Annotated in this window: 16 protein-coding genes; 4 read left to right on the top strand and 12 right to left on the bottom strand. The window is 59.5% G+C overall.

The window, feature by feature from the left end; translation table 11 throughout:
* Window positions 1–10: 10 nt before the first annotated feature.
* Window positions 11–628 carry a leucyl/phenylalanyl-tRNA--protein transferase gene (gene aat / locus ABID12_RS17440; RefSeq protein ID WP_106301453.1) on the top strand — a complete coding sequence of 206 codons (618 nt, stop codon included), beginning with the start codon at window positions 11–13 and terminating at the stop codon, window positions 626–628.
* A 6-nt stretch (window positions 629–634) separates the two neighbouring features.
* Here aat and ABID12_RS17435 read toward each other — a convergent pair whose 3' ends face one another.
* The 6 genes from ABID12_RS17435 to gatB all read right to left on the bottom strand — a co-directional run bounded on the left by ABID12_RS17435 (window position 635) and on the right by gatB (window position 5,560).
* Window positions 635–2,050: a pectinesterase family protein gene (locus ABID12_RS17435; protein ID WP_354435408.1), complete on the bottom strand. Its 1,416-nt coding sequence runs from the start codon at window positions 2,048–2,050 to the stop codon at window positions 635–637.
* Between the two features lie 26 nt (window positions 2,051–2,076).
* Window positions 2,077–2,487, bottom strand: a complete 411-nt coding sequence (locus ABID12_RS17430; RefSeq protein WP_106301459.1) for a DUF2155 domain-containing protein — start codon at window positions 2,485–2,487, stop codon at window positions 2,077–2,079.
* A gap of 93 nt (window positions 2,488–2,580) precedes the next feature.
* Window positions 2,581–2,979, bottom strand: a complete 399-nt coding sequence (locus ABID12_RS17425) for an NADH:ubiquinone oxidoreductase subunit NDUFA12 (protein ID WP_106301462.1) — start codon at window positions 2,977–2,979, stop codon at window positions 2,581–2,583.
* Window positions 2,980–3,080: 101 nt separating this feature from the next.
* Window positions 3,081–3,557, bottom strand: coding sequence for a GNAT family N-acetyltransferase (locus ABID12_RS17420; RefSeq protein ID WP_354435407.1), 477 nt, complete (start codon window positions 3,555–3,557; stop codon window positions 3,081–3,083).
* Window positions 3,550–4,053 carry a GNAT family N-acetyltransferase gene (locus ABID12_RS17415; protein ID WP_354435406.1) on the bottom strand — a complete coding sequence of 168 codons (504 nt, stop codon included), beginning with the start codon at window positions 4,051–4,053 and terminating at the stop codon, window positions 3,550–3,552. Before ABID12_RS17415 ends, ABID12_RS17420 begins: the two co-directional genes overlap by 8 nt.
* Window positions 4,054–4,057: 4 nt before the next feature.
* Complete coding sequence (gene gatB / locus ABID12_RS17410) at window positions 4,058–5,560, bottom strand: Asp-tRNA(Asn)/Glu-tRNA(Gln) amidotransferase subunit GatB (protein WP_354435446.1); 1,503 nt, start codon at window positions 5,558–5,560, stop codon at window positions 4,058–4,060.
* Window positions 5,561–5,870: 310 nt separating this feature from the next.
* On the opposite strand from gatB, the gene ABID12_RS17405 reads away from it, so the two are divergent.
* Window positions 5,871–6,128, top strand: a complete 258-nt coding sequence (locus ABID12_RS17405) for a YjhX family toxin (RefSeq protein ID WP_354435445.1) — start codon at window positions 5,871–5,873, stop codon at window positions 6,126–6,128.
* A 116-nt stretch (window positions 6,129–6,244) separates the two neighbouring features.
* The gene (locus ABID12_RS17400) at window positions 6,245–7,678 is read left to right on the top strand and encodes a DUF1254 domain-containing protein (protein WP_354435405.1); all 1,434 of its coding nucleotides are present in this window, start codon (window positions 6,245–6,247) and stop codon (window positions 7,676–7,678) included.
* 93 nt (window positions 7,679–7,771) lie between these two features.
* On the opposite strand, the gene ABID12_RS17395 is transcribed toward ABID12_RS17400, so the two are convergent.
* From ABID12_RS17395 to ABID12_RS17385, 3 genes are all read right to left on the bottom strand, one after another.
* Window positions 7,772–8,044, bottom strand: coding sequence for a hypothetical protein (locus ABID12_RS17395; RefSeq protein WP_354435404.1), 273 nt, complete (start codon window positions 8,042–8,044; stop codon window positions 7,772–7,774).
* Window positions 8,045–8,240: 196 nt separating this feature from the next.
* A complete protein-coding gene (gene serA, locus ABID12_RS17390; protein WP_354435403.1) occupies window positions 8,241–9,836 on the bottom strand; it encodes a phosphoglycerate dehydrogenase in 1,596 nt (531 codons plus the stop codon).
* A gap of 91 nt (window positions 9,837–9,927) precedes the next feature.
* Window positions 9,928–11,097 (bottom strand): phosphoserine transaminase, encoded by a 1,170-nt coding sequence (locus ABID12_RS17385; RefSeq protein WP_354435402.1) that lies wholly within the window; start codon window positions 11,095–11,097, stop codon window positions 9,928–9,930.
* Between the two features lie 268 nt (window positions 11,098–11,365).
* On the opposite strand from ABID12_RS17385, the gene ABID12_RS17380 reads away from it, so the two are divergent.
* Complete coding sequence (locus ABID12_RS17380; protein ID WP_354435401.1) at window positions 11,366–12,127, top strand: hypothetical protein; 762 nt, start codon at window positions 11,366–11,368, stop codon at window positions 12,125–12,127.
* Window positions 12,128–12,262: 135 nt separating this feature from the next.
* Here ABID12_RS17380 and ABID12_RS17375 read toward each other — a convergent pair whose 3' ends face one another.
* From ABID12_RS17375 to ftsH, 3 genes are all read right to left on the bottom strand, one after another.
* The gene (locus tag ABID12_RS17375) at window positions 12,263–13,009 is read right to left on the bottom strand and encodes a hypothetical protein (protein ID WP_354435400.1); all 747 of its coding nucleotides are present in this window, start codon (window positions 13,007–13,009) and stop codon (window positions 12,263–12,265) included.
* 47 nt (window positions 13,010–13,056) lie between these two features.
* Window positions 13,057–14,415: a phosphoglucosamine mutase gene (gene glmM / locus ABID12_RS17370; protein ID WP_106301489.1), complete on the bottom strand. Its 1,359-nt coding sequence runs from the start codon at window positions 14,413–14,415 to the stop codon at window positions 13,057–13,059.
* 235 nt (window positions 14,416–14,650) lie between these two features.
* On the bottom strand, window positions 14,651–16,600 hold the full coding sequence (gene ftsH / locus ABID12_RS17365; RefSeq protein ID WP_106301492.1) for an ATP-dependent zinc metalloprotease FtsH: 1,950 nt from the start codon (window positions 16,598–16,600) through the stop codon (window positions 14,651–14,653).
* Window positions 16,601–16,701 lie beyond the last annotated feature (101 nt).

Below are 16,701 nucleotides of genomic sequence, written 5' to 3'. Positions count from 1 at the left end.
CTGAAAGGCCATGGAAAAGAACGCCGGAAAAAGCAGCGGAATAACGCCGGAACTGCTTTTGAATGCCTACAGCATCGGCCTCTTTCCCATGTCCGAATCAGCCGAGGACACGGAGCTTTTCTGGGTTGAACCGGAAATTCGCGGCATCATTCCGCTGGACGGCCTCCACGTCTCTCACAGCCTGCGCAAATTGATGCGCAGGTCTCCCTATGAAATCCGTTTCAACCATGATTTCGAAGGCGTGATAGCAGGGTGCGCAGCACCCGCTGCCGACAGGCCGCAGACCTGGATCAACGACGAGATCCGCACCCTTTATAAATCCCTCCACGCCATGGGGCACGCCCATTCGGTGGAAGCCTGGCAGGACGGCGAGCTTGTCGGCGGGCTTTACGGCGTATCGCTGAGAGCGGCATTCTTCGGCGAGAGCATGTTCTCGCGCCGCCCGAGCGCCTCCAAGATCTGCCTTGTGCATCTGGTCGAACGGCTGCGCGCCAACAACTTCCTGCTACTCGACACCCAGTTCACCACGGAACACCTGAAGACCATGGGCGCGATCGACATTCCCAAGGAAGAATACATGACGCTGCTGAATGCAGCGCTGACCTGGCCCGACCAGCCGTTTCCGTGATCGCGGCTATGCCTGGCGGTTGTTGAACTCGGCAAGCCAGGGTTCGGCCGGATCGGGCTTTTGAAGGGCAAGCCCCTCGCCTTTCAGCCAGTCCTCCAGATAGCGGAAGAAGTCGTCGGAGCTGTACTGAACGGGGCGATAACGCGTGTTCCATTCGCCGGGCACGAATTCACCATCGGCATTGCGCCTGCCGCCGCTCCAGTCGTCCCATGGCGCGCTCGCATTGATATGCGCGCCGATGCGGGAATTGAGGATCACGCATTTGCCGACGGCCTCCAGTACGTCGAGCGAGATCGTCCCCTTGGGCGGATCGTCGAATTCCGAGGTTTCGGCAAGCTGCGTGCGATAGCCTTCGATGTTGGCAATGCCATAGGGCGATGCCCGCACCGTCTGGAACCATTGCCGGCCGAGCGAGAAGGTGCCGGCAAGCGCCGCTTCGCTGCCGTCATGGGTAAAGTCGCAATCATTGAAGACGATGCCATAGGGCGTGTGCATGTTGGTCGAAGGCGCCACCACATAGGTGTGGCCGACCCGCGACCCCAGCGAGCGGATTTCACAGCTTTCGAAAAAGGCGGTCGAACGGCCGAAAATGAAGTCGATATCCCCCTCGACATAACAGTTCGAATAATAGGAGCGCACGGTCATACCGGGCACGCGGCCCTTGAAATAAAGCGTGTCCTGAAAGCTTGAAAACCGCACATGGTCGAAGTGAACCCGGTCGGCGTTGTGCACCAGCGTTGCCACGGCCTGATGCCAGCCCCTGGCGAACTGACCGGCCGCATTCTTCGGCCCGCCCTTGCCGTCCTCGCATTTCGAGTTCCGGTCTTCCCTGTCGCAGTTATAGGCGTTGTGAACCGTCAGGTTCTTCGCCTGAAAGCCGTCATTTTCGACCCGCAACACACAGGCATTTTCCGTGGACAGGCGGTCCAGCGCGGCATTGGCACGGTAGATTTCGGCAACCTCCGGCGCATAGCGGTCAACGGCGGCGCCAAAGGCAGTCAGGAAATCGGCCCCGCTCATACCCTGATCGATATTGGCGCGGATCACGGTTTCCTGCGGCGCACTGCCCGTGCCGAAAAGCGTGAGCGAAACCGTCCGGCCGCCGACAATCAGCCGCGGGACGATGACGGTTTCTTCATAGACGCCGGGCCGGATCGCGATATAGATGCGATCGTCCGTTCCGCCGGTCGCGGCATCAGCCACCGCCTGGCTGACGGCCATCTGGATCGAATTGAAATCACTGCCGGTCCGGCCAACCGTATAGTCGGCGCGCACCTTTGCGTTGCCGCACATGAAGGTATCGGCTTTCGGGTCCCACGGATCGATGGTCTCGGCGCCGGCGCGGCCGGTATATTTCAACACCTCGGCATAGTGAAACTTCGCGGCTTCGGCGGCCGAAAGTTGAGGGCGCGCATCGGACATGACAGACCTTCGAAAAAATCGGAAACTCAGGGAGCGGGAACGTCGGCCTCTTCAACGCAGTCGGTCAGCCAGACATCGTAGATCGGGTCCTGCACGGCATTGAGCGCCGGCGAATCGGCAAACATCCATCCCGAAAAGATCCGGTTCATCTCGTTTTGCAGCGAGACCTTGTCCACCTGCACGAATGCATCGACCTGCTGCTCCTCCGTATCGTCGCGCGAATAGCACACGCGCGGCGTGACCTGCAGGCGGCCGAACTGGACCGTCTCGCCGACATAGGCATCGAAGGTGTAGGTGCGGCCGGTGATCTTGTCGATACCGCCGAAAACGGCAACCGGGTTTTCAACCCGCGCGGCAAAGACCGGGCTGGCGGACATGCCCGCCACCGCCACGCCAAGTGAAACGGTAAGAAGACGGCTCAATGCACGGAAATCCATGGAACATCCCTTGATAACAAAAAGCGCGACCGATGCCGCGCTTCATTTCAGACTGACATTGACGCCAGCCTACCGTCCGATTGCGGCAAAACCTTACGCACCCGGCGTCCAGGCATCGTAATCGCCGGTGACCTCGTTGCGTTCGCCCTGAACGACAAGCGAGCCCTTCGGCCGGTAGGCCAATACGGTGCCCGTCTGGTTCGGATTATGCGGCTTTTCCCACTCACGCGCCTTGTAGGCAGCCTCGGTCGGCGGCGTATCGGTGCGGTGATGCATCCAGCCGTGCCAGCCGGGCGGAATGGAAGACGCATCCGCATAGCCCTTGTAGACCACCCAGCGGCGCTTCAGGCCATAGGTGGACATACCGCCTTCGTAATAAATGTTTCCGAACTGGTCCTCGCCAACCTTCTTGCCGAAGCGGCGGGTAAACACATCCGTGCCAATGGTCGAGCCATTCCACCAGGTAAACATCTTTGTCAGAAAGCCAGCCATTCTCTTTCCTTCGTCAGGGACCGCAAGGCGCGGCCTGTCTCCGATTTCTCAACACTGTGTATGGCGCGTCATGCCGCACTTGTCCAGAGCGGCAAACGGCCTCACCGACCTTTCAGCTTCATTTTGAAGCCGAGATGCGACGGCGTGAAACCGAGCCGCTCATAAAACCGGTGCGCATCGACTCGGTTGCTGTTCGACATCAGCTGAACCAGCCGGCAGTCCTCCACCCGGGCTTCGGCAACGGCCGCCTCGATCATTTTGCCGCCGATACCACGACCGCGCCAATCGGCATGGGTCTGCACGGAACCGATCGTCAGCACCGCGCTGCCCCGGCCGGTCAGCGTGCGGGTAAAGGTGGTCTGAAACGTGCCGACGACGACGCCATCGAGCTCCGCGACATAAAGCGTATCATTGGCCGATGCGGCTATCGCCTCAAAAGCCTCGCGATAGTCGTCACGTACTTCAGGATCGGTGGTGTCGCCGTGACCGCCGAGCGCATCGCCTGCGAACATCGCAATCAACGCCTCAAGGTCGCCCGGCCGGGCCTCACGAATGAGCAGCGCTTCGAGATCAGACACCGGGAAGGTCCTTTTCCATGACGATTGCCGGAATGCCGGAGCCGCAGGTGCCGCAGTTTTCGGTCCGCGAGACCTCGCTCAGGCCATGCGCCTGATAAAACGCCAATGCCCCGTCATTGCCGATCACCACTTCCAGCGCGAGCTTTTTCGCATGCGGAAAACAGGTCTCGATTTCGGCAAACAGATCGCGGCCGATCCCCTGCCGCAAAAAATCCGGATGGATATAGAGCTGGTGCAGATTGATCACATCGGCCTTGGTCTTCGACGGCGCGGCATAGGCCATGCCACCGAGCCGGCGGCCGTCATCGGCCACCAGGAACTCACCGCCCTTGCGCTCGAGACGCGCCTTGACCGCCTGCGCAGAATGCCAGCTCGCAACAAGCTGGCTGACCTTTTCCACGCCCAGGATCGGATCATAGGTGGCGTGCCATGTGACATCCAGCAGGCTGCAGACCGCCGGAATATCCGTTTCCATCGCGGTTCGGACGAAAAACAAGGGCTTACTCCGAAACCCCGAGTTTTTCCTTCACCAGCGCCTGCACGGCCTGCGGATTGGCCTTGCCCTTGGATGCCTTCATCACCTGACCAACGAACCAGCCGGCAAGCGAGGGCTTGTCCTTGACCTTTTCGGCCTGTTCGGGATTGGCAGCGATGATTTCGTCGACGATCTTCTCGATCGCGCCGGTATCCGTCACCTGCTTCATGCCGCGATCTTCGACAATCTGCTTCGGATCACCGCCCTCGTTCCAGACGATTTCGAACAGGTCCTTGGCGATCTTGCCGGAAATCACACCGTCCTTGATCAGCGACAGGATCGCGCCGAGCTGCTCGGGCGAAACCGGGGTTTCGTCAATGCCCTTGCCCGCCTTGTTGAGTGCGCCGAGCAGATCATTGATGACCCAGTTGGCAGCAGCCTTGGCTTCGCTCAGTTCCACCAGTTTCTCATAATAGTCGGAAACCGCCTTGTCGGAGACCAGAACCGAGGCGTCATAAACGGAAAGGCCGCGATCGCTGATGAAGCGGGCCTTCTTGTCGTCGGGCAGTTCCGGCAAATCCTTGGCCAGCTCCTCGATGAAGGCATCATCGAATTCCAGCGGCAGCAGATCGGGGTCGGGGAAATAGCGATAGTCGTGCGCATCTTCCTTGGAGCGCATCGACCGCGTTTCGCCCTTGACCGGATCGAACAGCCGGGTTTCCTGATCGATTTCGCCGCCGTCTTCCAGAATATCGATCTGGCGGCGGGCCTCGCTTTCAATCGCCATGCCGACAAAGCGGATGGAGTTGACGTTCTTGATCTCGCAGCGCGTGCCGAATTCACCGCCCGGCTTGCGCACGGAAACGTTGACGTCGGCGCGCATCGAGCCTTCGTCCATATTGCCGTCGCAGGTGCCGAGATAACGCACGATGGTTCTGAGCTTGGTCAGATAGGCCTTGGCTTCGTCGGCAGAGCGCAGATCCGGCTTGGAAACGATTTCCATCAGCGCCACGCCGGAACGGTTCAGATCGACAAACGACATGGTGGGATGCTGGTCATGCATCGACTTGCCAGCATCCTGTTCCAGATGCAGGCGCTCGATACCGATTTCGATATCCTCGAAATTGCCTTTCTTGTCAGGGCCCAGCGAAATCGTGATTGTGCCCTCGCCGACGATCGGGTCCTTGTACTGCGAGATCTGGTAGCCCTGCGGCAGGTCGGGATAGAAATAGTTCTTGCGGTCGAAGATCGAGCGCTTGTTGATCTGCGCCTTCAGGCCGAGGCCGGTGCGCACCGCCTGCCTGACGCATTCCTCGTTGATGACGGGCAGCATTCCGGGCATGGCTGCATCCACCAGCGAGACATTGGCATTCGGCGCCTTGCCGAACGCTGTCGACGAGCCGGAGAAGAGCTTTGAATTGCTCGTAACCTGCGCATGCACCTCCAGGCCGACAATGATTTCCCAATCACCGGTGACACCGGGCAACATGCGTTTCGGGTCAGGCGTACGGGTATCGACAATGGTCATGATCAGCTCATCGTTCATTCACGGAAATATCGTTTGTGAGGTAGAGCAAATGGGGCAAAGACGCAAGCGCGATGGCAGCCTGAAACCAAGGCAATTCCTTGACCGGAACCGCTTTCGGGCGTATGACGTCCACGTCAAATGGAGACTTGATGTCTAACCGACTGGAATCCCGGTAAGGGCCCTGCCCGCAATATCGCAGCAGCGATGTGATGCGCGCAGCGGCCGAAAACGATGAGCCCCGCGGCAATCCCTGCCGACGGAAACCGTTTTCATGCGCCCTCAGACAGGCGCAAATCCGGAATTCATGACCATGGACATTTCGCGCAGTGAACAGCGCATTCTGCACCTGCTCGCACAGGGCGGCAGGATAGAACTCATCCGCGACGACAATCGCAAGATCGCACGGCTCGAATGCTATACCCGAGAGGGATGGCGGTTTCCCGAACTCGATCTGACACTGTTTCGCAAGCTGAAGGCAAAACGCGCCATCCGCTCGAAAGGCGGTAAACCGTACCAGATCACCGGCCGCGGGCTGGAACTGGTCCGCAGCCAGGCTGACAACAGGTAACGACCAGGCATGGCAATTTCACCTGAAATTTGCCGTGCCACTATGGGTTTACATGTCACAAAAACACCTTCAATCTATAGTTTCACCCGGTTGAATAAATCTTCCGAGGACGTCACATGAAGCTGAAACCCTTCGCCGTTGCCGCACTCAGCCTCGCAACGGCACTTTCACCGGTCGTGGGCAGCAGTCCGGTCTTCGCCCAAACCCAAATTCTTTCAAGCGACGCGCTGACCGACGAACAGGCCAGCGCCATCGTCGATTCGGTCTATGTCATGGCATATCCGATGGTGCTGATGGACATCGGCGCCGGCATCTCGACCAATGTCGCGAAGCCCGGCGGCGTCAGCGCACCCTATAACCAGTTCGCCAATCTGGCGGCCTTTCCGGATGCCTCCTTCGATACCGTCGTCCGTCCCAATGCCGACACGCTGTACTCGTCCCTTGTCTATGATGTCTCGAAGGAACCGTTGATCATCTCGGTTCCGGATATCGGCGAGCGCTACTATCTTTTTGAACTGATGGACGAGTGGACCGAGGTCTATGCCTCGCCGGGAACGCGCACCATCGGCGATGAAGCCTACAGTTTCGCGATTGTCGGGCCCGATTGGCAGGGCCAACTGCCCGACGGCGTGCGGGCCTACAGGAGCCCGACCGATCAGGGCTGGATGATCGGCCGTGTCGAAACCAATGGTCCGGTCGATTATGACGCGGTTCACGCCTTTCAGTCCAAGCTGAAGGCCGTGCCTTTGAGCGCCTGGGGCAAGGACTATGTCGCACCGGCGGGCAGTGTCGACAAGACGCGCGACATGAGTTCGCCGGTCAGCCAGGTCGAAAAGCTCGACGGTGCGGCATTCTTCAAGCGCTTCGCCGAACTGATGAAGAAAAACCCGCCCCACGCCATGGACGATTCGGCCGTTGACCTGATGGCCCGGATCGGTCTTGTGCCCGGAAAAAGCTATGATCCTTCCGCCCAGCCGAAGGCCGTTCAGGACGCAATCGCCGCCGCGCCCTCGAAGGTCCTGCCGTTTATCGAAAAGACCTGGGAGAATTCAGGAACACTGGTCAATGGCTGGAGGATCAATCTCACCGGGATTGGCACCTATGGTTCGGACTATATGCATCGCGCCGGCGTCGCTTTTGGCGGAATGGGCGCCAATAAGCCGGTCGATGCCGTTTATCCGAGCGCGTTCGTCGACGCCAAGGGAGACCCGCTCGACAGTTCCAGGGACTATGTCCTGCATTTCGACAAGGGCCAGCTTCCGCCCGCCCGGGCCTTCTGGTCGGTGACGCTCTATAATCAGAAACAGTATTTCGCCAAAAACGCGATAGACCGCCATTCGCTCGGCAGCCACAGCCCGCTGAAGAAAAATGCAGATGGTTCCGTCGACATCTACATCCAGCGAGACTCCCCCGGCAAGGACAAGGAGGCGAACTGGCTGCCGACACCCGAAAGCGGCCCCTTCAGCCTCACGATGCGTATCTACTGGCCGGAACTTTCCGTTCTTGACGGAGCCTGGAGCCCGCCCGCCATAGAGCCCGTCAACGGCTGACATAAACTGAAACAGCGCCCGTGCGCCTACACAAGCAGTGCACGGGCTCTTTCTGTTCAGTCCCCCGTTTCCGCTGCGGCCAGAAACGGCGATTTACGAGCCGTTGAGCTTTGCCCTCAACGCCGCACATTCCTCACCGAATGAACCCGTGGCGACAGGCTCGCCGGCCCGCCGGTACCAATAACCGGCATTCCAGGTATCGCCCTCAATGCGATGACAAAGTGCATGAGCCGCATCGAAGGGTTTCTCGCCCTCATGGGCCTGACAGATTTCGTGAACCGCTTCCCATTCCGGCCCCATGACAAAATCGGCTTCGGAAAGCCGCGACAGCGCGTCGTCCAGCGCCTGCAATCGGGTCTCGCTCATGTTTGTCTTCTCCCTTGTCATCGTCCGGCCACACACGCTACGCCAACGAAGCCGCGCAACGCAAATCCTTTGCTATTCAACCCGGCAAACAGCCCATCGGAGACAACGAACCGCGCTTCGGCGTGACAGACAAAATAAAAAAAGGCCCGGCTCTGCGAACAGAAACCGGGCCAGTGCACCCAAGAGGGAACCGTCTTTATTCGACGGAGAATTCGAGCGGCTTGGCCTGCTTGATGGCCTCATTGGCCAGAAGCTTGTCGAGAACCTCGTCAGAAGGCTGCTCATCGACGTAAAGAAGCGCGATCGCATCGCCGCCTTCATTGTCGCGACCAAGCTGGAAGTTGGCGATGTTGACACCGGCCTGACCGAGCGTCGTTCCCATGAAGCCGATCATGCCGGGCACGTCGGTGTTGGAGATGTAGACCATGTGGCGGCCGACATCGGCATCCATGTTGATGCCCTTGATCTGGATGAAGCGCGGCTTGCCATCCGAGAACACCGTACCGGCAACCGAACGGGTCTGCTTTTCGGTGGTGATCGTCAGCTTGATGTAACCGTCATAGACACCCGATTTATCGCGCTTGGTTTCCTGCAGGATAATGCCCTTGTCCTTCAGCATGATCGGTGCGGACACCATGTTGACGTCGGCGACCAGCGGGCGCAGCAGACCGGCCAGAAGCGCGCTCGTCAGCGCCGTGGTGTTCATCTGGGCAAAGTTGCCGTCGTAGAGAACCTCGACTTCCTTGATCGCGTTTTCCGTCACCTGACCGGCGAATTCGCCAAGCACTTCCGCCAACTTGATCACCGGTTTCAGGCGCGGCGCTTCATCGGCCGAAATCGACGGCATGTTGATCGCGTTGGTGACAGCGCCCTTCAGCAGGTAATCCGACATCTGGTCGGCAACCTGAAGTGCGACGTTCTCCTGTGCTTCCGTGGTCGACGCGCCGAGATGCGGCGTGCAAACGACATTCGGCAGGCCGAAAAGCGGGCTTTCGGTGGCCGGTTCGGTTTCGAACACGTCAAAGCCTGCACCGGCAACCTGACCGGACTTGATGGCTTCCGCCAGAGCCGCTTCGTCAACAAGACCGCCGCGGGCGCAGTTGATGATGCGAACGCCCTTCTTGGTCTTGGCAAGCGCCGCGGCATTCAAAATGCCGCGGGTCTTGTCGGTCATCGGCACGTGAAGGGTGATGAAATCGGCCTTGGCCAGCAGTTCATCCAGCTCGACCTTGGTCACGCCGATCTTTTCAGCGCGTTCCTGCGACAGGAAGGGGTCATAGGCGATCACGTTCATCTTCAGGCCGATGGCGCGGTCGCAGACGATGGAGCCGATATTGCCGGCGCCGATGACGCCAAGCGTCTTGCCGGTGATTTCGACACCCATGAATTTCGACTTTTCCCATTTGCCGGCCTGGGTGGAGGTATCGGCGGCGGGGATCTGACGGGCAACGGCCAGCATCAGCGAGACCGCATGTTCAGCCGTCGTGATCGAGTTGCCGAACGGGGTGTTCATGACGATGATGCCGCGGCGCGAGGCGGCCGGAATATCGACATTGTCGACACCGATACCGGCGCGGCCGATGACCTTGAGGTTGGTGGCGGCTTCGATCAGCTTTTCGGTGGCCTTGGTGGCCGAACGGATCGCCAGACCATCATACTGGCCGATGATCTCGAGGAGCTTTTCCTTGTCCTTGCCGAGCTTCGGCTGAAAGTCGACATCGATGCCGCGATCCTTGAAAATCTGAACGGCAGCTTCCGACAGGGCGTCGGATACGAGTACGCGAGGTGCCATGATAGGCCTCCATCAAAAAGAATAATTGTCGGGAATGATGAGCCCGCGCCTTTCCGTTCAAGGCGGCGCGAGCCTTGTCAATTCGCCTCGCTTAAGCCGCGAGCTTGGCTTTTTCGGTTTTGAAGGCCCAGTCGAGCCAGCCCATCAGGGCTTCCATATCGGCGGTTTCCACCGTGGAACCGGCCCAGATGCGAAGGCCGGACGGCGCATCGCGATAGGCGCCGATGTCATAGGCCACGCCTTCCTTGTCGAGCGCGGAGACGATCGCCTTGGCAAAGGCCGCCTGGGCTGCATCGTCAAGCTTGACGACGTCCGGATCGACGATCTTCAGGCAGACGGACGTATTGGAGCGGGTGTCGGCCACTTCGGCCAGGTTCTCGATCCAATCGTTGGCTTCAACGAAATCGAAGATCACCTTGGCATTGGCATCGGCGCGGGCCACCAGCCCGTCGAGACCGCCAACGGTCTTCGCCCATTTCAGCGCATCGAGATAGTCTTCGACGCACAGCATGGACGGCGTGTTGATGGTGGCGCCTTCGAAGATGCCTTCGATCAGCTTGCCGCCCTTGGTCATGCGGAAGATCTTCGGCAGCGGCCATTCCGGCGTATAGGTCTCAAGCCGTTTCACAGCACGCGGCGACAGGATGAGGATGCCGTGACCGCCCTCGCCGCCCAGAACCTTCTGCCAGGAGAAGGTGACGACGTCGAGCTTGTTGAAATCGACCTTCTGCGCGAACACGGCAGAGGTGGCATCGCAGATCGTCAGTCCCTTGCGGTCGGCGGGAATGAAATCGGCATTGGGAACACGCACGCCGGAGGTGGTTCCGTTCCAGGTGAAGACCACGTCGTTGTCGAAATTGACAGCGGAAAGGTCGGGCAACTGACCATAGGGCGCTTCAAGCTTGCGCGCATCCTTCAGCTTCAGCTGCTTGATCACATCGGTGACCCAGCCGGCGCCGAAGCTTTCCCAGGCCAGCATGTCGACACCACGTTCGCCGAGCAGCGACCACAGCGCCATTTCGACAGCGCCGGTATCCGAAGCCGGCACGATGCCGATGCGATAATCGCCCGGAACATCGAGGACTTCACGGGTCAGGTCGATAGCTTCTTTCAGCTTCGCCTTGCCGATTTTTGCGCGGTGGGAGCGGCCAAGCGGAGCGTCATTCAACGCTTCGGGCGTCCAACCGGGACGCTTCGCACAGGGGCCAGAAGAAAAGCGGGGATTGACCGGACGCACGTCCGGCTTGGTCATATCTGTCATATCTCTACCCTTTCAGATAGTAGCCTCTCGTTGGGGAGAGGTGTCCCGCCGCCGGATATACGGGAGCCTGCCGACATTGGCAAGCGAAAAAAGCTCCGACTTCAGCAGCCAGATGGTTTTGCACTTTCATGTCATCATGCCAATGCGCTGTCCGGCAGTTGTTAATCCTGAATCAGGTCAGGCACATGACAGGGGTTCGACAAATCTTTGACATCCGGGCATAAGGTGGCAGGTTCCAGGAACCTGCGGAAAGCAATCAGGAGGCTAAATGAACACGATCAAGCGCGCCTTTGCGAGCCTCCACTTTCTTTCCGAATATGCGCACTACATAACCGGTCACCGGGAGCGGCAGGCAGAGTTCCGGAGACTTGCTGCAGGCCGACGCAGAGAGCGGATTTTTATCGTCGGCAACGGCCCCTCGCTCAACGAGATCGACCTCAGCTGCCTTGAAGACGAAGATTATTTTCTGTGTAATCACGCCGACAGAATAGACTGGGTAAAAGGACGCCAGCACCCGTTTTATATCGCCGCGGACAAGCGCGCCATCAACGGCTATGCCGGAGGTGCTCCAACCGTTGAAGCGGATGTCTATTTCCTTGAAGAGGAATTCAAGCCGCTCCTTCCCGTCGGCTTCACTGAGAAGGCCAGAATCATCTGGTTTACCCGCGCCAGAGGCGGCACACAAAAACGCGGGTTCTCGCCACGCCCCTGGATCAGCATCGCCGGCGGCCAGACGGTGCTGCTGTCGGCAACCCAGATCGCGCTCTTCATGGGCTATAGCGAGATATACATTCTCGGCTGCGATCTGAATTACAGCACGCCGGCGCCCTATGCCTACGCCGTCAGCGAAGACGAATTCCGCGCCGCCAGGCGTGATGAGGAAAAGATGATCCAGAACACCAACCTGGGTTTTGCGCGGCTGAGGGCCGGATCAGAACGGCGTGGCCAGCGCATTTTCAACGCTGGCAGCGGTGGGAATCTGGAAGCTCTGGCGCGAATCCGTTTTGAAGACATTTTCAAAGCGGATTGATATTTTGCCGGTAGCGTCCGGGGCTCTTGAGAAAATATATCATTCGCCGCGCTGTCATCTGCTCTGCAAGATCAGACGAAGTCTGCCGAGCGATTTCCGGCAGGACGCTCGCCGTTTCCTACAGGAAAAGCACACTTACTCCGCACACAAAGTTTCCTCTCGCGAAAGGTCGAAGACGGAACCACGCAGAAGTTCTTCCATGCTGATTTTCTCGGATGAACGGTTCCTGAGAGCCGCGCGTACGTCAGCCGGGGCATCATCGCTGGAGAACTCCCGCATCTTACCCTTTGTCTGCGCTGAGGATTTAAAACGCCTTGATGCCTGATTCTGGCGCACGACCGGCCGCTTTTCAAAACCCAATGCCATAAAAAGCTGGTGCTTCAGTCGTTTCATTGGCCTGCTTTTGGTGCGCTTGTAGTAGGTTTCCGGCAGATCCCGGAAAACAAGATCACCATCACAACGGACATTGTGGACTGCAATCATCAAAAGCAGCTGGTCCCATACAAACGGGCAGGTCTCACAATAGCTGCACCAGAGATCGATGACCCGGCGCGCCCCATCCGTGTTGGCAAAAAACACCGTGCCGCTGTTCAGGCTCCAGCCATCCGTGGCATAAGCGGCGATATCCACGCCCTCGCGACCGAGGTCGGGCAGTGATCCGCACAATTCAGCGTCGGCATCAAGCCACCACAAATCCTCGTCAAACTTCTGCGCCATGTCGCGAACAAAAGCTGATTTCTGCGCGCAGTTTTCAACCCAGCTGGCTCTCGCAGGCAGGCCTTCGATGGCATAGTCAAGACCGTGCATCCTGAGACTTGCCTCAAGCGCCCGAACCTCGGCCGCATAAGGCGTATCGAGGGTATAATAAGAGATAACTTTCATTGGCCCCCTGCCAGCTATGCACGCCTGTTTTGTCGCCCCGGTCCCCCTCAGGCCGCGTCGCGCACGCTGGATATCACGTCGATGAGACCCGAGACGACACGTTCCACCTGGGCCGGGTCGTCACCTTCGGCCATCACGCGAATCAGCGGTTCCGTGCCGGACGGACGGATGACAAGGCGGCCCCTGCCCTTCAGCTCGGCTTCGGCGTCGGCAATCGCCTTTTTGACATTGCCATTCTCCAGCGGCGCGGCGCCCGCCTGAATGCGGACATTGCGCAGCAGCTGGGGAACCGGTTCGAACTTGCGGCAGACTTCACTCACCGGTTTGCCGGCGCGCTTGACCGCAGCAAGTATCTGCAGAGCCGCCACCAGTCCGTCGCCGGTCGTGCCGAAGTCGGAAAGCACGATGTGGCCCGACTGTTCGCCGCCGACATTGTGGCCGTGCTGGCGCATGTGCTCGACGACATAACGGTCGCCGACCTTGGTGCGGGCCAGTTCCAGCCCCTTGCTGTTGAGATGCCGCTCGAGCCCGAGATTGGACATGACGGTGGCCACAAGACCATTACCCTTCAACGCTCCGTCATCGGCCATATTGCCGACAATCACCGCCATCAGCTGGTCGCCGTCGATGATGTTGCCCTTCTCGTCGACGATGATCACCCGGTCGGCGTCGCCATCGAGCGCAATGCCGATATCGGCGCGCACTTCATGCACCTTGGCCTGCAAGGTCTTCGGATAGGTCGAGCCGCATTCCTTGTTGATGTTGAGGCCGTTCGGCTCCGCGCCGATCGTCACCACATCGGCACCCAGTTCCCAAAGCGCGGTCGGAGCCGCCTTGTAGGCCGCGCCATTGGCGCAGTCGACCACGACGCGCAGGCCGTGCAGGGTCACATCCCGGGGAAGTGTGCGCTTGACGAACTCGATATAGCGATAAATGTCGCCCTCGACGCGGCTGGCACGGCCGATCTCGTTGGCACGGGCAAGCTGGGGATAAAAATCCTGACGGTCTACCAGCGCCTCGATCCGGGCCTCGATCTCGTCCGACATCTTGTAGCCGTCGGGGCCGAAAAGCTTGATACCGTTATCGGCATAGGGATTGTGGGACGCCGAAATCATCACGCCGACATCGGCTCTGAGCGAGCGCGTCAGCATGGCAACGGCCGGCGTCGGGATCGGGCCGAGAAGATAAACATTGAGGCCGGCCGCCGTAAAACCCGCAACCAGCGCGTTTTCGAGCATATAGCCGGAAAGCCTCGTATCCTTGCCGATCACCACCCGGCGGGCGTGGTCATTGCGACGGAAGATCGTCCCCACAGCGATGCCGACGCGCATGGCCAGATCGGGCGTCATCGGAAAAGTGTTGGACTGTCCGCGAATACCGTCGGTTCCGAAATACTTGCGTGCCATGTCGTTCCTCATCTCAGCCGCCCGCGGGCGACGGTCGTGTCTCTGCCGGGCCATCAATGCGCTCTCATGGCAGAAAATCGGCTTCAGGGCACCTAAAATAACGTCAACAACGCTAACACGACGTTACCGGAAAGCGCGCCTCAGTGCCGCAAAGGGCCGAAAGAAAGAGCCCTGTCTTGCCGACCACCCACACGCGGACAAGAAAAAACCGCCGGGGAAACCGGCGGTCCTTGTCTCAGTTGGGCTGCGGCTCGAAACCGTCGCCTTCCGTTCCGTCGGAAGGCTTGCCTGATGGCGTATCCTTCTTCGGACCCATGGAGGGCACCGCAGACCCGCGCGAAGGCGGTGTGTCGTCACCCAGATCACGCGAGGGCTTTTCGCCCTGAAGGATCGACTTGATCTCGTCACCGGACAGCGTCTCGTATTCGAGCAGCCCTTCGGCCAGCGCAACGAAGCCGTCATTGTTGTCCCTGATAATCCGGGTGGCCTCGACATAGGCCTCGTCGATCAGGCGACGAACCTCCGAATCGATCTTCTGCGCCGTGGATTCGGAGACATTCTTGCTCTGCGAAACCGAATGGCCAAGGAAGACCTCCTGCTGGTTTTCGCCATAGGACACCTGACCGAGTTCATCGGAAAAGCCCCATTGCGTCACCATCGCCCGGGCAAGCTTGGTGGCCTGCTCGATATCGGACGAAGCGCCGGAGGTGATGTTGTCCTTGCCGAAGGTCAGTTCCTCGGCAACACGGCCGCCCATCATGATCGCCAGCCGCGAGATCATCCACTTGTAGCTCATCGAATAGCGGTCACCCTCGGGCAACTGCATGACCATGCCCAGCGCACGGCCGCGCGGAATGATCGTCGCCTTGTGGACGGGATCGGCTACCGGCACCTTCAGCGCCACAATCGCATGACCGGCCTCGTGATAAGCCGTCAGCTTCTTTTCCGCCTCGGTCATCGCGGAGGAACGCCGCTCGGCGCCCATCATGATCTTGTCCTTGGCGTCCTCGAATTCGGCCATGGTGACAAGGCGCTTGTTGCGTCTTGCTGCCATCAGGGCGGCCTCGTTGACGAGGTTCATCAGATCCGCGCCGGAAAAGCCGGGAGTGCCGCGGGCAACCACCTTGAGGTCGACATTCGGCGCCAGCGGCGTGTTGCGGGCGTGAACCTTCAAAATGCGCTCGCGGCCGACAATATCCGGGTTCGGCACCACGACCTGACGGTCGAAACGGCCGGGACGCAGCAATGCCGGGTCGAGAACGTCGGGACGGTTGGTTGCGGCAATCAGGATCACGCCCTCATTGGCCTCGAAACCGTCCATCTCGACCAGAAGCTGGTTCAGCGTCTGCTCGCGCTCGTCATTGCCGCCGCCGAGGCCGGCGCCGCGATGACGGCCAACCGCATCGATTTCATCGATGAAGATGATGCAGGGCGCATTCTTCTTGGCCTGTTCGAACATGTCGCGCACACGGGATGCACCGACACCGACGAACATTTCCACGAAGTCGGAACCCGAAATCGTGAAGAACGGCACATTGGCCTCACCGGCAACGGAACGCGCCAGAAGCGTCTTACCGGTACCGGGCGGGCCGACCAGCAGCACGCCGCGCGGAATGCGGCCGCCAAGGCGCTGGAACTTCTGCGGATCACGCAGGAATTCGACGATCTCCTCGAGATCCTGCTTGGCTTCGTCGACACCGGCGACATCGTCAAACGTCACCCGGCCATGCGCTTCCGTCAGAAGCTTGGCCTTGGACTTGCCGAAGCCCATGGCGCCGCGCGAACCGCCCTGCATCTGACGCATGAAGAACAGCCAGACACCGAGGATCAGCAGCATGGGCAGAAGCGTGCCGACATAGCTCAGAATACCGCCGGAACCATCATTGACGGGCTTGGCGGTGACGTCGACATTGTTGGCCTCAAGCTTGTTGAGCAAGGAGTCGTCGATCACCGGCGCATAGGTGTGGAAAGTCGTGCCGGCGCCATCGGAATAGGTGCCGGTGATGTTGTTTCCGGTGATGGTCACATCCTTGACCCTTCCGGAATCGACATTATTCACGAACTGCGAGTAGGCCACCGCGTTGCCCGCATTGTGCGACGGCGTTGACTGGAACATGCTGAACAGCGCGACCAGCAACAACGCGATTATCGCCCACAGCGCAATATTGCGTAGGTTTGGGTTCATTAAACTCCCCGAAATCATATGTCCGGCACGTCAGAATGCCGCTGAATTACGCCTAACATAGGGTCCGCACCCTGTCTTGCCAAGACAAGCCGGTTCCAAGA

The sequence above is a fragment of the Martelella mangrovi genome, assembly GCF_040545495.1.
GTDB lineage: Bacteria > Pseudomonadota > Alphaproteobacteria > Rhizobiales > Rhizobiaceae > Martelella > Martelella mangrovi.
This window is presented reverse-complemented; position numbering and strand designations above follow the sequence as displayed.

Coding starts and splice junctions, on each gene's coding strand:
- aat (WP_106301453.1), top strand. CDS start 11: ATGGAAAAGAACGCCGGAAAAAGCAGCGGAATAACGCCGGAACTGCTT.
- ABID12_RS17395 (WP_354435404.1), bottom strand. CDS start 8,044: ATGAGCGAGACCCGATTGCAGGCGCTGGACGACGCGCTGTCGCGGCTT.
- ABID12_RS17430 (WP_106301459.1), bottom strand. CDS start 2,487: ATGGATTTCCGTGCATTGAGCCGTCTTCTTACCGTTTCACTTGGCGTG.
- ABID12_RS17400 (WP_354435405.1), top strand. CDS start 6,245: ATGAAGCTGAAACCCTTCGCCGTTGCCGCACTCAGCCTCGCAACGGCA.
- serA (WP_354435403.1), bottom strand. CDS start 9,836: ATGGCACCTCGCGTACTCGTATCCGACGCCCTGTCGGAAGCTGCCGTT.
- ftsH (WP_106301492.1), bottom strand. CDS start 16,600: ATGAACCCAAACCTACGCAATATTGCGCTGTGGGCGATAATCGCGTTG.
- ABID12_RS17405 (WP_354435445.1), top strand. CDS start 5,871: ATGGACATTTCGCGCAGTGAACAGCGCATTCTGCACCTGCTCGCACAG.
- ABID12_RS17435 (WP_354435408.1), bottom strand. CDS start 2,050: ATGTCCGATGCGCGCCCTCAACTTTCGGCCGCCGAAGCCGCGAAGTTT.
- glmM (WP_106301489.1), bottom strand. CDS start 14,415: ATGGCACGCAAGTATTTCGGAACCGACGGTATTCGCGGACAGTCCAAC.
- gatB (WP_354435446.1), bottom strand. CDS start 5,560: ATGACCATTGTCGATACCCGTACGCCTGACCCGAAACGCATGTTGCCC.
- ABID12_RS17425 (WP_106301462.1), bottom strand. CDS start 2,979: ATGGCTGGCTTTCTGACAAAGATGTTTACCTGGTGGAATGGCTCGACC.
- ABID12_RS17380 (WP_354435401.1), top strand. CDS start 11,366: ATGAACACGATCAAGCGCGCCTTTGCGAGCCTCCACTTTCTTTCCGAA.
- ABID12_RS17375 (WP_354435400.1), bottom strand. CDS start 13,009: ATGAAAGTTATCTCTTATTATACCCTCGATACGCCTTATGCGGCCGAG.
- ABID12_RS17385 (WP_354435402.1), bottom strand. CDS start 11,097: ATGACAGATATGACCAAGCCGGACGTGCGTCCGGTCAATCCCCGCTTT.